General features: G+C 67.4%; 16 protein-coding genes. 1 reads left to right on the plus strand and 15 read right to left on the minus strand.

What is annotated here, in order from left to right; genetic code table 11:
* Positions 1–44: 44 nt before the first annotated feature.
* The 4 genes from coaBC to mihF form a co-directional block, all read right to left on the minus strand.
* The gene (coaBC, locus tag AC5Y2L_RS16555) at positions 45–1,310 is read right to left on the minus strand and encodes a bifunctional phosphopantothenoylcysteine decarboxylase/phosphopantothenate--cysteine ligase CoaBC (RefSeq protein WP_499936674.1); all 1,266 of its coding nucleotides are present in this window, start codon (positions 1,308–1,310) and stop codon (positions 45–47) included.
* Positions 1,311–1,331: 21 nt separating this feature from the next.
* A complete protein-coding gene (rpoZ, locus tag AC5Y2L_RS16560) occupies positions 1,332–1,664 on the minus strand; it encodes a DNA-directed RNA polymerase subunit omega (RefSeq protein ID WP_499936672.1) in 333 nt (110 codons plus the stop codon).
* A 67-nt stretch (positions 1,665–1,731) separates the two neighbouring features.
* The gene (gmk, locus tag AC5Y2L_RS16565; protein WP_499936847.1) at positions 1,732–2,310 is read right to left on the minus strand and encodes a guanylate kinase; all 579 of its coding nucleotides are present in this window, start codon (positions 2,308–2,310) and stop codon (positions 1,732–1,734) included.
* Between the two features lie 200 nt (positions 2,311–2,510).
* Positions 2,511–2,828 carry an integration host factor, actinobacterial type gene (gene mihF / locus AC5Y2L_RS16570; protein ID WP_003407240.1) on the minus strand — a complete coding sequence of 106 codons (318 nt, stop codon included), beginning with the start codon at positions 2,826–2,828 and terminating at the stop codon, positions 2,511–2,513.
* Between the two features lie 441 nt (positions 2,829–3,269).
* On the opposite strand from mihF, the gene AC5Y2L_RS16575 reads away from it, so the two are divergent.
* Positions 3,270–3,698: a TOBE domain-containing protein gene (locus tag AC5Y2L_RS16575; protein WP_499936671.1), complete on the plus strand. Its 429-nt coding sequence runs from the start codon at positions 3,270–3,272 to the stop codon at positions 3,696–3,698.
* Between the two features lie 251 nt (positions 3,699–3,949).
* Here the strand turns inward: AC5Y2L_RS16575 and pyrF are convergent, their stop codons facing one another.
* The 11 genes from pyrF to AC5Y2L_RS16630 form a co-directional block, all read right to left on the minus strand.
* Positions 3,950–4,786, minus strand: coding sequence for an orotidine-5'-phosphate decarboxylase (gene pyrF / locus AC5Y2L_RS16580; RefSeq protein WP_499936669.1), 837 nt, complete (start codon positions 4,784–4,786; stop codon positions 3,950–3,952).
* Positions 4,783–8,136, minus strand: coding sequence for a carbamoyl-phosphate synthase large subunit (gene carB, locus AC5Y2L_RS16585; protein ID WP_499936668.1), 3,354 nt, complete (start codon positions 8,134–8,136; stop codon positions 4,783–4,785). The genes pyrF and carB overlap by 4 nt, the downstream gene beginning before the upstream one ends.
* Before the next feature lie 94 nt (positions 8,137–8,230).
* Positions 8,231–9,349, minus strand: coding sequence for a glutamine-hydrolyzing carbamoyl-phosphate synthase small subunit (gene carA / locus AC5Y2L_RS16590; RefSeq protein WP_499936667.1), 1,119 nt, complete (start codon positions 9,347–9,349; stop codon positions 8,231–8,233).
* A gap of 49 nt (positions 9,350–9,398) precedes the next feature.
* Positions 9,399–9,911, minus strand: a complete 513-nt coding sequence (locus AC5Y2L_RS16595) for a PH-like domain-containing protein (RefSeq protein ID WP_499936665.1) — start codon at positions 9,909–9,911, stop codon at positions 9,399–9,401.
* Positions 9,908–11,224: a dihydroorotase gene (locus AC5Y2L_RS16600; protein WP_499936664.1), complete on the minus strand. Its 1,317-nt coding sequence runs from the start codon at positions 11,222–11,224 to the stop codon at positions 9,908–9,910. Before AC5Y2L_RS16600 ends, AC5Y2L_RS16595 begins: the two co-directional genes overlap by 4 nt.
* Entirely contained in the window at positions 11,221–12,189 is a 969-nt protein-coding gene (locus AC5Y2L_RS16605; protein WP_499936663.1) for an aspartate carbamoyltransferase catalytic subunit, read from the minus strand. The genes AC5Y2L_RS16600 and AC5Y2L_RS16605 overlap by 4 nt, the downstream gene beginning before the upstream one ends.
* A gap of 7 nt (positions 12,190–12,196) precedes the next feature.
* Positions 12,197–12,760: a bifunctional pyr operon transcriptional regulator/uracil phosphoribosyltransferase PyrR gene (gene pyrR / locus AC5Y2L_RS16610; RefSeq protein ID WP_499936662.1), complete on the minus strand. Its 564-nt coding sequence runs from the start codon at positions 12,758–12,760 to the stop codon at positions 12,197–12,199.
* A gap of 244 nt (positions 12,761–13,004) precedes the next feature.
* On the minus strand, positions 13,005–15,212 hold the full coding sequence (locus AC5Y2L_RS16615) for an acyltransferase family protein (protein WP_499936660.1): 2,208 nt from the start codon (positions 15,210–15,212) through the stop codon (positions 13,005–13,007).
* A gap of 188 nt (positions 15,213–15,400) precedes the next feature.
* Positions 15,401–16,417 carry a sulfotransferase domain-containing protein gene (locus tag AC5Y2L_RS16620; RefSeq protein WP_499936658.1) on the minus strand — a complete coding sequence of 339 codons (1,017 nt, stop codon included), beginning with the start codon at positions 16,415–16,417 and terminating at the stop codon, positions 15,401–15,403.
* A complete protein-coding gene (locus AC5Y2L_RS16625) occupies positions 16,417–17,598 on the minus strand; it encodes a type III polyketide synthase (protein WP_499936657.1) in 1,182 nt (393 codons plus the stop codon). The genes AC5Y2L_RS16620 and AC5Y2L_RS16625 overlap by 1 nt, the downstream gene beginning before the upstream one ends.
* A complete protein-coding gene (locus tag AC5Y2L_RS16630; RefSeq protein ID WP_499936656.1) occupies positions 17,595–19,055 on the minus strand; it encodes a cytochrome b5 domain-containing protein in 1,461 nt (486 codons plus the stop codon). The genes AC5Y2L_RS16625 and AC5Y2L_RS16630 overlap by 4 nt, the downstream gene beginning before the upstream one ends.
* Between the last annotated feature and the right edge of the window lie 27 nt (positions 19,056–19,082).

Here is a 19,082-nt window from a genome sequence, read left to right on the forward strand (position 1 = left end):
TGGCCGCTGCTTGAACCGGCCAAGCCGGGCGTCCCGCCAGGCCGCTATCTGTTTTCGCCTTGCAGGAACGCGACGATTGCGTCAACGATACGGCTGGCCATCAGCGTCTTGGAACCGTGCTCAAGCGCCGACTCGGTACCGTCGGAGGCCAGCAGCCAACCGTCGTTGCTGTCCACCTCGAAGGCCCTGCCGTCGCCGACGGCGTTGACCACCAACAGGTCGCAGCCCTTGCGACGCAGCTTTTCCCGGGCATGGAACAACACGTCGCCGTTGGCGTCCCCGGTCTCGGCGGCAAAACCCACGATGGCCCGCATATTGGGCAGCTCGCCATGGGCACGTGCGCGTACCGCGCCGGCCAGCACGTCGTCGTTGCGCACCAGTTCGATCGTGGGCGCTTCGTCCTGACCGTCTGGGCCTTTCTTGATCTTCGCGGTCGCCACCCGCGAAGGCCGGAAGTCGGCAACCGCGGCGGCCATCACCAGGACGTCGGCTTCGGGAGCGTGCTTGGACACCGCGTCGCCGAGCTGTTCTGCCGAGCTGACGTGCACCACGTGGACACCGGCGGGGTCGATGAGCCCGGCCGTGTGACCGGCGATCAGGGTTACCTCGGCACCGCGCTGGGCGGCGACCCGCGCGACGGCATAACCCTGCTTGCCGGAGCTGCGGTTTCCGATGAAGCGCACCGGATCAATGGGTTCGCGGGTGCCGCCGGCGGTCACCAGGAGCCGACGGCCGGCGAGGTCGTAGGGCAGCGCATCGTGGCGCTCGAGTAGCAGGTGAGCCAGCGTGGTGATCTCCTCGGCCTCGGGCAGCCGGCCCATGCCGCTGTCGGTCCCGGTGAGCCGTCCCGACGCGGGTTCCAGCACCACCGCACCCCGGCGGCGCAGGGTGGCCACATTGTCGACGGTGGCCGGATGCAACCACATCTCGGTGTGCATGGCCGGCGCGAACAGCACCGGACATCGGGCCGTGAGCAGCGTCGCAGTCAGCAGATCGTCGGCCCGGCCGGCGACCGCCCGGGCCAGCAGGTCCGCGGTGGCCGGCGCCACCACCACCAGGTCGGCCTGCTTGCCGAGCTGAACATGCGGCACTTCCGGAACGTCGTCGAAAACGCCCGTGTGCACGGGCTGGCCGGACAGGGCCTCAAAGGTCGCGGCCCCGACGAAGCGCAACGCCGACTCGGTGGGGATGACCCGAACGTGATGACCGGCTTCGGCGAGCTGGCGGACGACCGTGCACGCCTTGTATGCGGCGATGCCTCCGGTGACGCCGACGATTACCCGTTTCGCAGTCCGATTACGGTCGTACACAGCGCGCCTGGCCCGGCCCTGTTACTCGCCCTCGGTGTGCTCGAGCAGGTCTGCGTGGATCTCGCGCAGGGCGATGGACAGCGGCTTTTCCTGCAGTCCGGGCTCGACCAACGGGCCAACGTATTCGAGGATGCCCTCACCAAGCTGGTTGTAGTAGTCGTTGATCTGCCGGGCTCGCTTGGCCGCATAGATCACCAATGCGTACTTGCTGGAAACCCGGTCCAGCAACTCGTCGATGGGCGGGTTGGTGATGCCCAGGGGGGTGTCGTAGGCGCCCTGCCCACCCGCCGACGGATCGAACTGATCCACGGCAGGGACGGCGGCCAGCGACGTGTCGGACTGAGGATTACTCACGTAGTCAATCTCCTGGGACGGCTTTGGGGGCGGCAAAGGGGTTTCGGGCGGTTAAGAACCTGGGTTCTTAAGCGGTGCTCACCAGCAACGATACCAATTCGGCGCACGCCGACTCCAATCGACTGTTCACCACCACCACGTCGAAGTCGTTCTGAGCTGCCAGTTCGGTGCGCGCGGTGTCGAGGCGGCGCCGGATCACCTCCGGAGTTTCGGTACCGCGCCCGACCAGTCTGGACTCCAGATCCTCCCAGCTGGGCGGCGCCAAGAACACCGCGACGGCTTCCGGCAGCGCTTGCTTGATCGCCCTGGCTCCGGCCAGGTCGACCTCGATGAGCACCGGCACGCCGGCTGCGGTCGCGTCGCGCACCGGCTGGGCCAGCGTGCCGGACCGGTGCAGCCCGCCGTGGATCTCGGCCCACTCCAACAGCGCGCCCTCGTCGATGAGCTGCTGGAAGCGGGCGGGACTGACGAAGTGGTAGTCGACACCGTCGATCTCGCCCGGCCGCGGCGCCCGCGTGGTGGCCGACACGCTGAAATGCAGGTTTGGAACCCGCTCCCGCAGACACTTGACCACGCTCGACTTGCCGACCGCGGAGGGACCGGACAGCACGACCACGGGGCCGGATGGTGGCGACCCGTCCCCCAGCTTCGCGGGGGCGCCCCCACGCCCGGCTCCGCCGCGCTCGCGATCGCCACGGCCATATGGTGGCGACCCGCGTCGCCCGGCTCCGCCGTGCTCGCGATCGCCACGGCCGGATCCTCCGTCGGCGCTCATCGACGCTCCGGCCGGGTCGGATGACCGGCCTCCTCCTCAGGCCTAACGGCCTGCATCGTCGGCCGGCGAGCTCAGGCGGAGCCGAACTTTTCCAGCAAAGCCTTGCGTTGGCGGTCGCCCAGGCCACGCAGGCGGCGGGTCGGCGCGATTTCCAGCTCGGTCATGATTTCCTGCGCCTTGACCTTGCCGACCTTCGGCAACGCCTCGAGCAGCGCAGACACCTTCATTTTGCCCAAGACTTCGTCGCTCTCGGCATCCTTGAGCACCTGCGTGAGGTTGGTGCCGCCGCGCTTCAGCCGATCCTTGAGCTCTGCTCGCGCTCGGCGTGCGGCAGCAGCCTTCTCCAACGCGGCCGCGCGCTGCTCGTCGGTCAACTGGGGAAGAGCCACGATTCCTCCGTCTCTCATCGATATCAATCGATCGTTTCTTGTCTCAGCCGGGTACTCCAGCCAGCGGGAACGACCGTACTCACGCTTCCCGACGAAATCTAACCCGCCCCCCTGCTTGGCGGGCATAAACGCCCAGCGTGGGCGCGGCGCATGGCAACGGTCCGCGCGCCTTGACGGGGCTCGGCGCCGGACTCGGTACGCCATCAAGCACGCTATGCAGGCCACTCGCGAATGACTTGCATAACCCGTCTACCAGCAGCTTTAGCCTGCCGGCGAGACTGTTCGCGGCCTACTGGCCAGCCGTCGTTCTCGTCTGGACCATCGGCTTGCGACACAGTGGGGCGCCGCAGTGCAAAGAATCACCGATTGCCACCGCGTGTCGCGCGTGTCGCGCCGCCGGTTACGCGACCTCTGGCCGGTGCGCAGCGCTACCATCAAGCGGTGCCGAACCTGCGGATACGTCAGGCGGCCGAGTTGCTGGGGGTCAGCGACGACACCGTCCGGCGATGGATCAACAACGGCACTTTGGCGGTAAGTCTCGACTCGTCCGGCCGCAAGGTCATCGCCAGCGAGGAACTGGCTCAGTTCTCGCGTGACAACGCGCCGTCGCCGCCGCCGAACCCGCTGGGCGTCGGCAGCTCGGCCCGTAATCGTTTCGTCGGCCTGGTCACCAAAGTGGTAAGCGACACGGTGATGACCCAGGTCGAGATGCAGTGCGGGCCCTTCACGGTGGTGTCTTTGATGAGCACCGAGGCGGCCCGGGAGTTGAACCTGCAGCCGGGCAGCGTCGCCGTGGCCGTCGTCAAGGCCACCACGGTGATCGTCGAGACCGCGGCGGCCACCGAAACCGAGGCGCTGAGCCCTGAGTGACGCCCTGGGCGGGCGTTCCGGCTGGTCGGAGTGAAGTCCCGGCTTCCCGTGTGAATCCAGGGCGTTGGGTGTGAATCCAGGGTGTTGGGTGTGAATCCAGGGCGTTCCGAGTGGATCTAGGGCGGGATCTGGGCGATTTTCCCGCCGTGGTTTCACGCGCAACGCCAACGTTTCATGCGCAACGCCAACATTTCACGCGCAGGCAGGCGCACGGCACCAGTAGGGCGCCAACGCCGTCGGGACCGACAAGCCTAGGACTTCATCAGATACGCGACGGCGTCCAGCATCCGTTCGCCTGCGGCCCGTAGCTCCGCCACGGCCGGCCCGGCCCGCAAGACCTCGCGGGCCACAGCAGGCAGCAACTGGTCCGGCGCCGCCCCGCCCAGACCGCCCAGCGCCTCGGGCCGTCCGCCCTGGGCCCCCACGCCTGGCACCAGCACCGGTCCGCCCAGGGCGCTCAGATCCGGCGCCTGCAGGACTGTCGCGCCGACGACGACGCCGACGGATCCGGGCTCGTGCTGCGTCGCCTTGTTGGCCTCGCGATTGAAATTGGCTACGTGGTCGACGATCAGCTGGGCCACCGTGCGGCCGTCGGCGTCGGCGCGCTGCACGGTCGCGCCCTCCGGGTTGGAGGTCGCCGCCAAGACGAACACCCCACGGTCATGCGCCGCCGCGACTTGCAGAAGGGGCCGCAGGGAGCCGAACCCGAGATAGGGCGAGGCGGTGACGGCGTCGGCGGCCAGCGGCGAATCGCCCGCCCACGCCGTGGCGTACGCGGCCATGGTCGTCCCGATATCGCCGCGCTTGGCGTCGGCCACCACCAGCACCCCGGCCTCGCGCAGCGCGGCGATCGTGCGCTCCAGCACCGCATACCCCGCAGCGCCGTAAGCCTCGAAGAACGCCACCTGTGGTTTGGCGACCGCGAAACCGGCGTACGCCGCTACGCAGGTATCGCAGAAAGCGGCCAGGCCGTCGGCGGTGGCCGGCAGGTCCCAGGCTCGCAACAGCTCGGGGTGGGGGTCGATGCCCAAGCACAGCGGCCCTCGACTCGCCTTGGCCTCGGCCAGGCGGGCACCGAAACCGGTCACTTGCCGTTGCCTCCGAGGCTGATGCTGCGATGCAGTTCTTGCAGCGACCGCACGTCGATGTCGCCGCGGATGCCGGCCTCGATCCCCTGCACGGCCGCCGAAGCGCCCTGCACCGTCGTCACGCAGGGGATGTTGACGGCCACGGCGGCCGACCGGATCTCGTAGCCGTCGATGCGCGGACCGGAGTTGCCATACGGCGTGTTGATCACCATGTCGACCTCACCGGCCCGGATGGCGTCGACGGCCGATGCCGCGGGCCGGCCCGGTTGCGGTTCCTCGAAGTGCTTGCGCACTTCGTCGCAGGGAATCCCGTTGCGCCGCAACATCTCCGCGGTGCCTTCGGTGGCGAGGACACGAAAACCCAAGTCGGCCAAGCGTTTGACCGGAAACACCAGCGAGCGTTTGTCCCGGTTGGCGACGGACACGAACACGGTGCCGCGAGCGGGCAGCGATCCGTAGGCCGCCGTCTGGCTCTTGGCGAAGGCGCTACCGAAATCACGGTCGATGCCCATGACTTCGCCGGTCGATTTCATCTCCGGGCCGAGCAGGGAGTCGATGGCGGCTCCGTCGATGCGGCGGAACCGGTGGAACGGCAACACCGCCTCTTTGACGGCGATCGGCGCGTCCTGGGCGGCATTCGCCCCATCCCCGGAACGCGCCAGCAGCCCCTCGCCGCGAAGCGCAGATATGGTGGCGCCCAACATGACCCGGGCACAGGCCTTGGCGAGCGGGATGGCGGTGGCCTTCGAAACGAAGGGCACCGTGCGGCTGGCCCGCGGGTTGGCTTCCAGCACGTAGAGCACGTCGTCCTTGAGCGCGTACTGCACATTGATCAGCCCGACCACGCCGATGCCGTGTGCGATGGCTTCGGTGGCACGTCGTACTTTGTCGATGTCGCTGCGGCCCAACGTCACCGGCGGCAGCGCACATGCCGAGTCGCCGGAGTGGATGCCGGCCTCCTCGATGTGCTCCATGATGCCGCCGATGTAGACCTCGGTGCCGTCGCAGAGGGCGTCGACGTCGATCTCCACCGCGTCCTCGAGGAAGCGGTCGACAAGGACGGGATGCTCGGGGGAAAGCTCGGTGGCCCGGGTGATGTAGCCCTTGAGCGTCTCCTCGTCGTAGACGATCTCCATGCCGCGACCGCCCAGCACATACGACGGCCGCACCAAAACCGGGTAGCCGATGTCGGCGGCGATTTGGCGGGCCTGCGCGAAAGTTGTTGCCGTGCCGTATTTCGGCGCGGGCAAGCCGGCGGCGTTGAGCACGTCGCCGAATGCGCCGCGATCCTCGGCCAGGTCGATCGCTTCGGGCGGCGTGCCGACGATGGGAACCCCGGCGTCGGCGAGCCGCTGCGCCAGCCCGAGCGGGGTCTGTCCGCCGAGCTGGACGATCACCCCGACGACGCCAGGGCCGCCGGCGCCGGATTGCGATTCAGCGCGGTACACCTCGAGGACGTCCTCGAAGGTCAGCGGCTCGAAATACAGCCGGTCGGCGGTGTCGTAGTCGGTGGACACCGTCTCGGGGTTGCAGTTGACCATCACCGTCTCAAAACCGGCCTGCGACAACGTAGTTGCCGCGTGCACACAGCTGTAGTCGAATTCGATGCCCTGGCCGATCCGGTTCGGCCCCGAACCCAAAATCAGCACCTTGGGCTTCTCGGTCTGCGGGGCCACCTCGGTTTCGGCGGCCGGATCGAGCTCATAGCTGCTGTAGTGATACGGGGTTTTGGCTTCGAACTCCGCCGCGCAGGTGTCCACGGTCTTGTACACCGGGTGGATGCCCAGCCGCTCGCGCAACGACCGCACGCCGTCTTCCCCGGCCAATTCCGGCCGCAGTGCGGCGATCTGACGATCCGATAGCCCGCTGTACTTGGCCCGTCGGAGCATGTCCCCATCGAGGACGGGTGCCTCGACCAGCTCGGCACGCAACACCACCAGCTCGCCGATCTGTGCGACGAACCACGGGTCGACACCGGTGACCTCGGCGACCTGCTCGATCGAGGCGCCCAGCCGCAGCGCCAGTTCGATGTCATAGAGCCGGCCTTCGGTCGGGGTCTGCAACCGGGTCAGCACCTCGTCCAGGTCGCCGGCGGGGTCCGGCTTGGTCCAGAATCCGGTACGCGGCGTTTCCAGCGACCGCATCACCTTGCCGAGAGCTTCGATGAAGTTGCGGCCCAACGACATTGCCTCGCCGACGGACTTCATCGTTGTGGTCAGGGTGGGATCGGCGCCGGGGAATTTCTCGAAAGCGAACCGCGGCGCCTTGACCACGACGTAGTCCAGCGTGGGCTCGAAGCAGGCCGGGGTTTCCTTGGTGATGTCGTTGACGATCTCGTCGAGGGTGTAGCCGATGGCCAGTTTGGCCGCGATTTTGGCGATCGGGAAGCCGGTGGCCTTGGACGCCAGCGCGCTGGACCGCGAGACCCGCGGGTTCATCTCGACCACGATCAGCCGCCCGTCGCGGGGGTTGACCGCGAACTGGATGTTGCAGCCGCCGGTATCCACGCCGACCTCACGCAGGATCGCGATACCGAGGTCACGCATCCGCTGGTACTCGCGGTCGGTCAGGGTCATGGCCGGTGCGACGGTGACCGAGTCGCCGGTGTGCACGCCCATCGGGTCGACGTTCTCGATCGAGCACACCACCACCACGTTGTCGTGGCCGTCGCGCATCAACTCGAGTTCGAATTCCTTCCAGCCGTAGATGGATTCCTCGATCAGCACGTTGGCGCTGGGCGAGGCTGCGAGGCCGGCGCCGGCCATCCGGTCGACCTCCTCGAGGGAGCGCGCCATGCCGGAGCCCAGGCCGCCCATGGTGAAGCTGGGCCGCACCACCACCGGCAGGCCCACTTCTTCGACCGTCTCGCGGACTTCGTCCATGGTGAAACACACTCGGCTGCGCGCGGATTCACCGCCGACCTTGGCGACGATGTCCTTGAACCGCTGGCGGTCTTCACCCCGCTGGATGGCGTCGAAGTCGGCTCCGATGAGCTCAACTCCGTAGCGGTCCAGCACCCCGTTCTCGTACAGCGCCACCGCCGTGTTGAGCGCCGTCTGTCCGCCCAGCGTGGCGAGCAGCGCGTCAATCTTGTTGCCGCGCTGGGCCTGTTGGGCGATCACCCGCTCGACGAAGGTCGGGGTGATGGGTTCGACGTAGGTGAAGTCGGCGTACTCGGGGTCGGTCATGATGGTGGCCGGGTTGGAGTTGACCAGGCTGACGGTGAGCCCCTCGGCGCGCAACACCCGGCATGCCTGGGTGCCGGAATAGTCGAACTCACAGGCCTGTCCGATGACGATCGGACCCGACCCGATCACCAGGACGTGGTTGAGGTCGCTCCGCCGCGGCACTAGCGGCCCCCTTTCCCGTCGCGGGCGTGCGCAGATGTGCAGGAAATACGGCGTGTCGGTGTACAACCACGCACGCTCGCGGGCAAGAAAGCGGTCATCGATGGCCTGCCATCAGGTCGACGAATTGGTCGAACAAATACTCCGCGTCGTGCGGGCCGGCCGCGGCCTCGGGATGGTATTGCACCGAAAACGCCCGTCCGTCAAGAAGTTTGACACCTTCCACCACGCCGTCGTTGGCGCAGGTGTGGCTGACCACTGCCGGGCCGAACGGGGTGTCGAAGGACTGGCCCACCTCCCCTTCGAGCGCGAACCCGTGGTTCTGCGCGGTCACCGCGACGCGCCGGGTGGCGTGGTCGATGACCGGGATGTTGATGCCGCGATGGCCGAACACCATCTTGTAGGTGGACAGCCCCAGCGCCCGGCCCAGGATCTGGTTGCCGAAACAGATGCCGAACAACGGGATTCCGGCGCCCAGCACTTCGCGGGTGAGCTCGACGACGTGGTCGGCGGTGGCCGGGTCGCCGGGGCCGTTCGACAGGAAGACGCCGTCGGGCTTGAGTTCGGCGATCTGTTCGAAGCTGGCCGACGCCGGCACCACATGGCTGCGGATGCCTCGCCGGGCGAAGTTGCGCGGTGTGTTGGTCTTGATGCCCAGGTCCAGCGCGGCGACGGTAAACCGTTGCTGTCCTTCGGGTTCGACGACATAGGTCTGCGGAGTGCTGACCTCGCCGGCGAGGTCGGCACCCAGCATGGGTTCTTGGGCGCGCACCCGCTCGATCAGCTCACTGGTGTCGGCGTGCGCGGTGCCGGAGAATATTCCGGCTTTCATCGAGCCGCGGCTGCGCAGATGGCGCACCACAGCGCGGGTGTCGATACCGGCGATACCGACGATGTGCTGACGGACGAGCTCGTCCTCCAGGCTTCCGCTGGCCCGCCAGTTGGAGGGGCGCGGTGACGGGTCGCGCACCGCGTAGCCGGCGACCCAGATCTTGTCGCCGCGGCTCTCGGCGTCCTCACCGTTCCAGCCGGTGTTGCCGATCTGTGGCGCGGTGGCCACGACGATCTGACGGTGATAGCTGGGGTCGGTCAGGGTCTCCTGATAGCCGGACATGCCGGTGCTGAAGACGGCTTCGCCCAGCGCTTGGCCGATGTCGCCGAACGGCCGCCCGGTGAAGACACGGCCGTCCTCGAGTACCAGTACTGCACCACTCACAAGCGCCGCTCCTCTTCATCACTTCGTTCTGCATCGTCGCCGCCGCGACTCACAAGCGCCGCTCCTCCTGTCGGCCGTCGATCCACGCGGCGTACTCGTCGCGGGTTCGCGCGCGAAAGCCAGTGTCCATTTCCACTCCCGACGGCAGCCGCCAGCGAATCGCCAGTATCCCGGCGCGGGTACCGACCTTGCCGGCGATGCCGCGTTCGGTGCGAATCGCCGAAATCGACTCGCGGGGAATCCAAATCGGGCGCGCGCGGATGCGTTCGATCAGGATGCCCTCGGGGTGGCGGCTCATCACCGCCTTGGTCCGATACCCCAGATCGCCGACCGCGACTCGGTCATTCCAGTGGGGCGCCAGCGTGCAGCCGCAGTAGTGGCCGCGCGTGATGATCGTCGCCGAGCTGACGTGGTCGGGCAGCTCTGGCAGTGCTCCGATCAACTCCGCCTGGCGTTGTGCGCGATTGCGCCATCCACGCATCATCAGCTGAATCACGAAGGCGATCGCCACCACCAGCACCGCAGCGAAGATCAGCGACCCGACCAAGGTGCCGGAGTTCATGCGGGGCACTTCCCATCGCGTGCCGTGACCTTCCCTCGCAGCAGGGTCGCGGTGACGGTCGCGGGCAATGTCATCGACTCATACGGCGTGTTGGCCGACCGGCTGGCCAGTTCCGCCCCGGTGATCGTCCAGATGGCATCGGGGTCGACGACGGTGAGGTTGGCCGGCTCCCCCACCTCTAGGGGTCGGCCTTGATCCGGCAACCCGACGATGCGAGCGGGATTCTCACTCATCACCCGCGCGACGTCGCGCCACGTCAGCAGGCCGGGCTGCACCATCGTCTGCACCACCACCGACAGCGCGGTCTGCAACCCCAGCATGCCGGGACGCGCGGCGGAGAACTCGACGCATTTCTCATGCTCGGCGTGCGGGGCGTGGTCGGTGGCCACGCAGTCGATTGTCCCGTCGGCCAGCGCCTGCCGCAGCGCTGCTGCGTCGGCCGCCTCGCGCAGCGGCGGGTTGACGCGATTCACGCCGTCGTAGCTGGCGAGCCTGCCGTCGTCGAGCAGCAGGTGGTGCGGCGTCACCTCGGCGGTGATCGAAATGCCTTGCTGCTTAGCCCATTTCAGGATCTCGACGGTGCCCGCGGTGGAGGCATGGCAGATGTGCACCCGGGCACCGGCGTCGCGAGCCAGCAGCGCGTCGCGCGCGACGATCGCTTCTTCCGCGGCACGCGGCCATCCGGAGAGCCCCAGCCTGGCGGCGGTCGGCCCCTCGTGCGCGACGGCGCCGACCGTCAACCTGGGCTCCTCGGCATGCTGGGCGATCAGCACCCCGAGGCCCGTTGCGTATTCCAGGGCACGACGCATCACCAGCGGGTCGTGCACGCAGTTGCCGTCGTCGGAGAACATCCGCACCTGGGCGGCGCCGGCGGCCATCATCCCCATCTCGGTGAGCACCGTGCCGGCAAGCCCGACGGTGACCGCCCCGACGGGGTGCACGTCGACCAGGCCCACCTGCTGGCCGCGGTGCCAGACATGGTCGGTGACCACCGGGCTGTCTGCGACGGGGTGGGTGTTGGCCATCGCGAACACCGCGGTGTAGCCGCCGAGAGCCGCTGCGGCCGAACCGGTTTCGATGTCTTCGGCGTATTCGCGGCCGGGCTCGCGCAGGTGGGTGTGCAGGTCGACGAATCCGGGCAGGAGTACCTGATCCGTGGCGTCGATGACGTCTAGATCTTCCTCAAGGGATCCGGACTTCGGCAGTCCCGCGCCGATGTCTGCGATCTGGCCTTCGTAGCCGGGAGCGCCGATGAGCACGTCGACCCGCTCGCCTTCGCCGTACAACCGGACACCGCGTAGCAGGACAGTCATGCGGCACCCTCCTTTGCGTCCGGTTCGGTCCCGACCAGCACGTGGAACAGCACCGCCATCCGTATGTGCACGCCGTTGGAAACCTGTTGCAGCACAGCTGATTGCGACGAATCAGCCACCGAGGATGAGATCTCCATGCCGCGCACCATCGGCCCCGGGTGCAGCACCACGGCATGATCGGCCAGCATCGCTTGGCGCTGGGCGGAAAGCCCGTACCGCACCGAATACTCGCGCACCGACGGGAAGAAGCCGCCGTTCATCCGCTCGGCCTGCACCCGCAGCATCAGTACCGCGTCGGCCGCCGGCAGCTCCGCGTCGAAGTCGAAGGAAACGGTCACCGGCCAGCCGTCCACCCCGACCGGCAGCAAGGTCGGCGGAGCCACCAGCACCACCTCCGCGCCCAGTGTGTGCAGCAGCATGACGTTGGAGCGGGCGACCCGGCTGTGCAGAATGTCCCCGACGATCACGACTCGCCGTCCTTCGATGCCGCCGAGCCGCTGCCGGATGGTCAACGCGTCCAGCAGCGCCTGGGTCGGATGCTCGTGGGTGCCGTCACCGGCGTTGATCACCGACGGGCCGGAGCCGTCGGAAGTCGTTGCCGCCGAAGTCCATTCGGCCAGCAGATGCGCCGCACCGGATGCCGGATGCCGGATGATCAACGCGTCCGCTCCGGCCGCGCGCAGGGTCAGCGCGGTATCACGCAGCGACTCGCCCTTGCCCACCGACGACCCGGCCGCGCTGACGTTGATCACGTCGGCGCTCATCCACTTGCCGGCCACCTCGAACGACACCCGGGTGCGCGTCGAGTTCTCGTAGAACATCGTCACCACCGTCCGCCCCCGCAGCGTCGGCAGCTTCTTGATCTCGCGGCCGACCAGCGCCTGCGCGAAACGGTCGGCGTCGTCGAGGATCGCCGTGGCGTCGTCGCGGCTCAGGTCGGAGGCGGCCAGCAGGTGGCGGCTCATCGGGCCCTCATAAGGAGGGGTCCCGGGAGATCACCACGCCGTCCCGGCCATCGTGTTCGCTGAGCAGCACGTGCACGCTCTCGCTGCGCGACGTCGGCACGTTCTTGCCCACATAGTCGGCGCGCACCGGCAATTCGCGATGGCCGCGGTCCACCAGCACGGCCAATTGCACGATTCGCGGGCGCCCGACATCGCGCAACGCGTCCAGGGCCGAACGCACCGAGCGTCCGGAATACAGCACGTCGTCGACGAAGATCACCAGCGCGTCGTCGACACCACCGGCCGGGATCGACGTGGCCTCCAGCGGCCGCGGCGGCTTGGTCATCAGATCGTCGCGGTACAGGGTGATATCCAGCGCGCCATGGCCGACGTCGACGCCGCTGAATTCGCGGATGAGGGTCGCCAGGCGCCTGGCCAGGATGACGCCGCGGGTCGGGATGCCCAGCAGCACCACGCGTGGCGCGTTGGGACCGTCGAGCGCGGTCTTTTCGATGATCTGATGGGCGATACGGGCGATCGTTCGACCGACGTCGGCCGGGGACATCAATTCCCGGTCGGTGGCAGCACCCATACGAGACATGGTTGTTCGGGGGACCTCCTTCTCCGCCTCTCCGGACGGATCGTTAAAGGATGTCGACTGCCGGGCAGCCTAGCATCGCGAGCACCGCCGGCGAAAATGACAGGCGCGAGTTGCGCTTCAAAATCAACTCGTTTGCCGGTTGTCGATTTCGTCGCCCACTGCCGCGGCGAGAGCGCGGCCGAAGGCTAGCCGGTCTCGGGCGCGCTTTTGTGGCCCAACAATAATCCGCGGCGCGTCAACCGCCGGCGAACGTGCGCTCGAGCAGCGCCCCGATTGCCGGTGTCAGTTCACGGCAGTATTCGGACGTCAGGTGACTCGCGTCAAAGTAGACCAGGGTGTTGCCCACGATGACCGGGCAGCGGTCGGCGGTACAGAACAGCTCGGTCAGGTCGGCGTATTGTCCGCCGCCGGCTTTCGTGGCGGCGGACTCGGCTGCGATGCCGCGGTCGTTCACCGCCGCCGATCTGGCCGGCGAGCAGGCTGTCACGTCATCGAGGTGCCCGGACAGACAGATCGGCACCACTGAGCGCGGAGGCGGGGCCGGCCCGAGCACCAGCACCTGCGCACCGGTGCTGCGCAGCTGCTCCACCAGGCGGGTCAGGCTGTCGGTCCACGCCGAGTCATATGGCGTCATACCCGACAGCCAAGTCTGGCCGGACGCATACCCTCGCGACATGGTCACCACGACCAGCCGCGGGTGCTCGGCGCGTAACCGGGCGATGACCCGACCTCTCCACTGCTCGCAGTCGGTGGACAGCAGGCGACGGAATGGATTCGTTGCCGAGAGGTTAAGCAACGGGCAGTCCAATTTGGCCAGGGTTTCCAGTCGCCACCGCTGCTGCTCCGCGACCTGCTGGAACGCCGGACGCCACATCGCGGCATGTGAGTCGCCAACCAGGGCCACCGTCGTCGTCGAGGCGGTATCGCCCGTCGCGCACTCGGGCTGTCCACTTTGGAAATGCTGGCGCAGGCAGCCATTGACGAGGAGGCCGTTCAATTCTGCCGCCGCGTCGGCGAGCGGCGGCTGGAGGTTCGACGGTACGGCTTTCAGGTCGACGGCTGCCGCGACCGCTGCCTGCACCTGATCGAACGCGTGGTGCACCGCCGCGTCGTACGCGTCTATGTCGTGGCCGGTGGGGGTAGGCGCCGGGGTGACGGTCATCGCCGCAGTCGGCGCACCTCGGCCGACCGGGGCGGGGACCGATTGCAGCAGCGCCACGCACACGCAGACCGCTACCGCGGTGGCGACGCCGCCGAGCGCGAGACTGGCGCCGGGAGACCGGCGCACGGGTGCGGCGAATCGCAACGGATTTTCGATGAGATGCAGGGTGAGCACCGCCAACCCGCCGGAAACGAGGACCGCTGCCAGCCTGCCGGCCAGCCCGAGTGGGTGGCCCAGCAAGGGCGGGGCGAGCAGCAGGACCGGCCAGTGCCACAGATACCACGAGTACGACACCCGCCCGATCGCGCGCATCGGCGACAGTGTCAGGACACGGGCGCATCCCTGAGCAGGTGCGGCACAGCCGGCGCCGATCACCAGAGCGGTGCCGACCACGGGCAACAGCGCGGCGGTCCCCGGATAGAGCGTGGCCGTGCTCAACAGGGTGCAGGCCACCAGGATGAGGGCTAGGCCCGTCCATCCCGCGATCGCCGCGGGTAGTGGCGGTAATCGGCGCCATTGGCCGGCGGTGAGGGCCACCAGGCCGCCGGCCGCCAACTGCCACGCCCGCGTGGGCAGGGAAAAGAATGCCACATACGGCACCACCTCGGTGACCGCCACCGACAGCACGAACGACATTGCCGCGACCAGCGCCAAGACCACCAGATACGGGCGTTTCGACGAGAAGGCTTGGGCCTCATCGTCTTTGGGGGCCTTGCTACGCCGGCGCGCACGTCGGATGAGCCAGGCCGTACCGATGATCAAGGCCGGCCACACGAGGTAGAACTGCTCCTCTACGCCCAAAGACCAGTAGTGCTGGTACGGCGATCGCGGCATGAATGCGCCGAAGTAGTCGACGCCTTCGAGAATGAAGAGGTAATTGCCGACATATAACGCGCTGCAGATGCCGTCCACCAAGACGATGGGAACGTGCAACGGGGGTAATAGCAGAGCCGAGCCGATGGCGGTAACGACGCCTACCGCCGCCGACGCCGGCAGCAGCCGGCGCGCCCGCGCCCCATAGAAGCGGCGCAGCCGCACGGTACCGGTGGTGCTCACCTCACGCCAGAGCAGCCCGGTGATGAGGAAGCCCGAGATGACGAAGAACACGTCCACGCCGACATACCCGCCACCCACACCAGGCAGGTCCGCGTGAAACAGGACAACGGCCAACACCGCGACGGCGCGCAGGCCCTCGATATCCGGTCGAAATCCCTTCTTTTCCGCGGGCCCACCCTGCACACCTTCGACGGGGCCGAGCGGTGCGTGCCTAATGCCTGCCATGTCGATAAATCGACTTTCCAACAGGAGGGATTGTCACGCGTGGATTCTTACATATCGCACGACGTGTAATTTTGTGATTCGCCGCGGCAATTTAGGCAATTTACTAGAGAATTTGTCTTTAATTGACACCTGCCCGATAAGCGGCCGAAGTCGAGATGGCCTTCTGGTACGCCGCGGGTTCCCGCCGCTCATCCGGGATCGTGACCACTGCGACCGTCGTGCGCCCAAGCCAATAAGTCCGGGGCCGCAAGTTGGCCGACGCGGTGGTTGTAGCGCCGAAACACGTGTTCGGTGAAAAATTCCCGCCATTCGCCGCGGCCGCCCGCGCGGAAAAACCGCTCATTGCTGTGCCAGACGCCGTCGGCGGCATCTGGGGCCAACTCGGCCGCGCGATCCCGCATCGCTGTCAGCGTCGCATGCGTCGCCAGCTCCTCGGCCCGGTCCCGCCCGAGGTGATATCCCAGCGCCCGGCCCAGGCGGAGGAATTCGCCCACTAGGTCTCGCTGATAGTCGGCGTAGTGGAAGAGCGCCACGTTGGGCAACTGACGCCGGTCCCACAGCGAGCCGAAGTGGTGCAGGATGCTGGCCAGCGAGCCCATCCCCTGCACGGGCGGCTTAGGACCCATTCCCCTCGGCGGCGGCCCAAGTCCATCGGGCGGCGCGAACCCCATGCCCTTGGGGGGCGGGTTTCCGATCGCTTCGGGGGGCATGATCGGACCTTCCATCCAGTCCCGGAAAGCCTGCGCGGGGCCTGGGGCTTCGGCGCCCGGCGGAGGCGGTGGGGCGCCCGGTGAGCCACGTTGGAGCCGACGCAGCCGCTCGACGTTCATGTTGTCCCACTGGCGCAGCTCCGACATCGCGGCGTCGCGCGGATCGCGGCCGACGCCGAGGTAGGTGACGCGGTCGTCGAGCACCAATCCGTCCAGCGGCGTGTGGGTCTTGAGGAACCGTCGGTGCCGCTGGGCGTCCAGCGCGGCGACCACCTCTTCGATCGGCCGGATATTCAGATCGACCCACGGCGACACCGTCGACAGCGGCCCCGGCAAGTCCGGTCCGTCGAAGACGAGCAGCGACACCAGCCGTTGGGTCCAGGTCACGCCGCACTTCGACGGCGCGGAGATGACGATGTCGCCCTCGCGCAACTCCAGCGCGTCCCAACGCAGGTTGTCGCTCAACCACGAGCGGTACAGCACCCGGTCCGGCATCAGCGGCGGACGATGTCGAACAGCATTCCCTCGACGGTGACACCGGGCGCGAACGCCAACGCCACCCCGGTCGAGATCTCCTCGGCCGACTCTGCCTGTCGCACCATCGTTTCCAGCACGAAGATCAGTGACACACTCAGCATGTTGCCGAACCCGGCCAGCACATCCCAGCTGGCCGCCGCCCGCTCCGGCGGGATGGCCAGCGAGCGCACCGACTCCTCGATGATCCTGGGACCACCCGGATGAATCGCCCACAGGTCGATGTCAGACTTCCGTAATCCGTTGTCCGCCAACATTTCTGCCACCACCGGAGCAACACCGGCGTAGATGTAGTCGGGCAGGCTTTCGGACAGCTCGCAAGTGATGCCGTTGTGGTTGACTCCGAGCACGATGCCGTCGGCCGCGCCGTCGAGCAGCCGGCTGAAGCTGGCGCGGATCACCACCTTGCCCGGCTCGAGCTTCTCCTGCACCTGGCCGGCGCCGATCACCACCGCCGCGCACCCGTCGCCGAACAGGCTGTGCGTCACGACGTCGTTGACGTCGTCGCCGAAAACCGCGTTGACCGAAGATAATTCGACGCATACCACCAGGGCCTTCATATCCGGGTGGGCGCGGACGTAACTCGTGGCGATGCGAATCGCGTTCATCGCGGCAGCGCAGCCCATGAAGTTCACCACGACCCGCGAAACCGACCGGGACAGGCCGAGTTCCCGCAGGATCGCGACGTCGACTCCCGGAGCGATGAATCCGGTACTGGTCACCAACACCAGCAGTCCGACCTCGTCGACCGCATACGGCAAGCCCGCCAGCGCCCGCCCAGCCACCTCGGCAGCCAGCGGAACCGCGTGCCGGTAGAACAGGTCCATCCGGTCGCGAATCGTCGCGGGATTCCGGCGGAACGGCTCGAACTCGCCATCGAGCGGATCAACCGCCATCCGGCGGGTGGCGACCTTGGTCTTGGCGTAGACGCGCAGGATTCGCTCACGCTGTGTGCGGTCGGCGAACAGCCCGGCGACCCGCCCAGCCACCTCGGCCTGGTTCACCACCCGCCGCGGTGCGCCGGTCGCGATGCTTTCGATGACCGCGACGGCGGTGGGCGGGGCCGGTGGCAACTGGGCCAGGCTCTGGCTTTGCTGCTCAAAGCTTTCCGGTTGGCGGGCGCCGCCCGCGGAGATGGTCATACCGAACCGATTCCGACAAAGCCCGCAATGACGTAGTCCGCGCTGGCTTTCCAGGCTGCCGGCGAACAGTGCTCGCGCACAACGCCCCAATTGCGCTGCCGGGCCTGCCGTGACGGCGACAGCAGGTACGTCCGGCACAGCTTCGGGAGCCGATCGGTGACAAAGCTTTTCGCGGGAACCCACTCGATGCCGAATTTGGCCGCCTCTTCGGCCAGCACGTCCTCGGTGACAATGTTGGCGAACCCGCTGCGCTGAAACGGCAATACGTGATGCACCCGGTGCGAACTCAAGCCGGCCGACAAGAAGCAGTCGACGTAGCGATTCCCCACCACCTTGAGATCGTCGGCATGCTCGAGTTGATCTTGCCCCCAATCCTGCGCGCGGTTGACGACAGCCTCGTCGAACTCGTGGCTGGCGACCACCAGGAAGGTGCTGACCCACAGCGTCGCCACGAATTGCAAAGCCCAGGCCCAGAAGTCGCCGGCCGCAAGGAACACCACGAATTCGCCGACGAGCAGCAGGCGCACCCCGCAAGAGCCGAGGAAGTGCGGGAGCGCACGGCCCCAGCTTCCGTAGGAGTCCTGTACGCCGACTTGAGCGGTGACGCGCCACACGTCGGCGATCCGGATCGCCATGCCGGTCAGCAGGTGCCCGAACTTGTGGATGGTGTGCACCGGCATCCGATACAGCCGGGGCAGCCGCATCATCATCGTGAACACGTTCTTTTTGATGTCGACCCCGCTCTGGGTGTACGGGTGGTGCAGCAAGGTGTGCCCATCGGCGGTGACCAGCGACAATGCCACGTAGTTCAGGTCGAAGGCGTTCGCCAAGACCCGGTTTGCGCCCCGCTGCGCGCGATGCAGCGCGTAGTGCCCGAACCCGGCCAACGAACTTCGCAGCACCACCATCGCAATCACGAAGAGCGGCAACGGCATCCAGCGCGATTCACCCAGCCGCAGCACCTGAACCGCGCAATAGGCGACGGCCAGCAGTACCGCGACGACGTTGAAATAGGCGTCCATGCGCTTGATGCGGGCGGCCAGGGCGGGCTCGCGCAGTCGGGCCTTGACCCGGTGCAGCAGGTCGTCGTGGTCGTCGAACCGGTAGGCGGGGGTGTCTCGCCAGCTGTTGAAGTCGTCGTCGAAAAGGAAGGCCGGCGCATTGTGCTTCGGGTGGATGTCCTGCGGGGTCGCATCGCGGCCTAATGCGTACCGCCGCTGCAGGATTCGTTCGACCTTTGCCGGATCGCGATGGTAGGACGCGACGACGGCGGTGATGTCGCGGTTCTTGGTTCGCCCGATGAAGAAGGCGCCGCCGGGATGCTTGGTGATCCAGTCGCTCAGGTCGTAGGCACGCCCGTGGTAAACCCACACGTCTGACAGCCTTGGCCCATCGGGAGGAGCAGCGGCGCTTGGTGATTCGCCGCGCTCCCGCACTTCCGGCAGGTCGTTGGTCATTCGCATTCCTCCAGCTCTGGTGTCGGT

The sequence above is a fragment of the Mycobacterium sp. NGS66 genome (assembly GCF_059812225.1).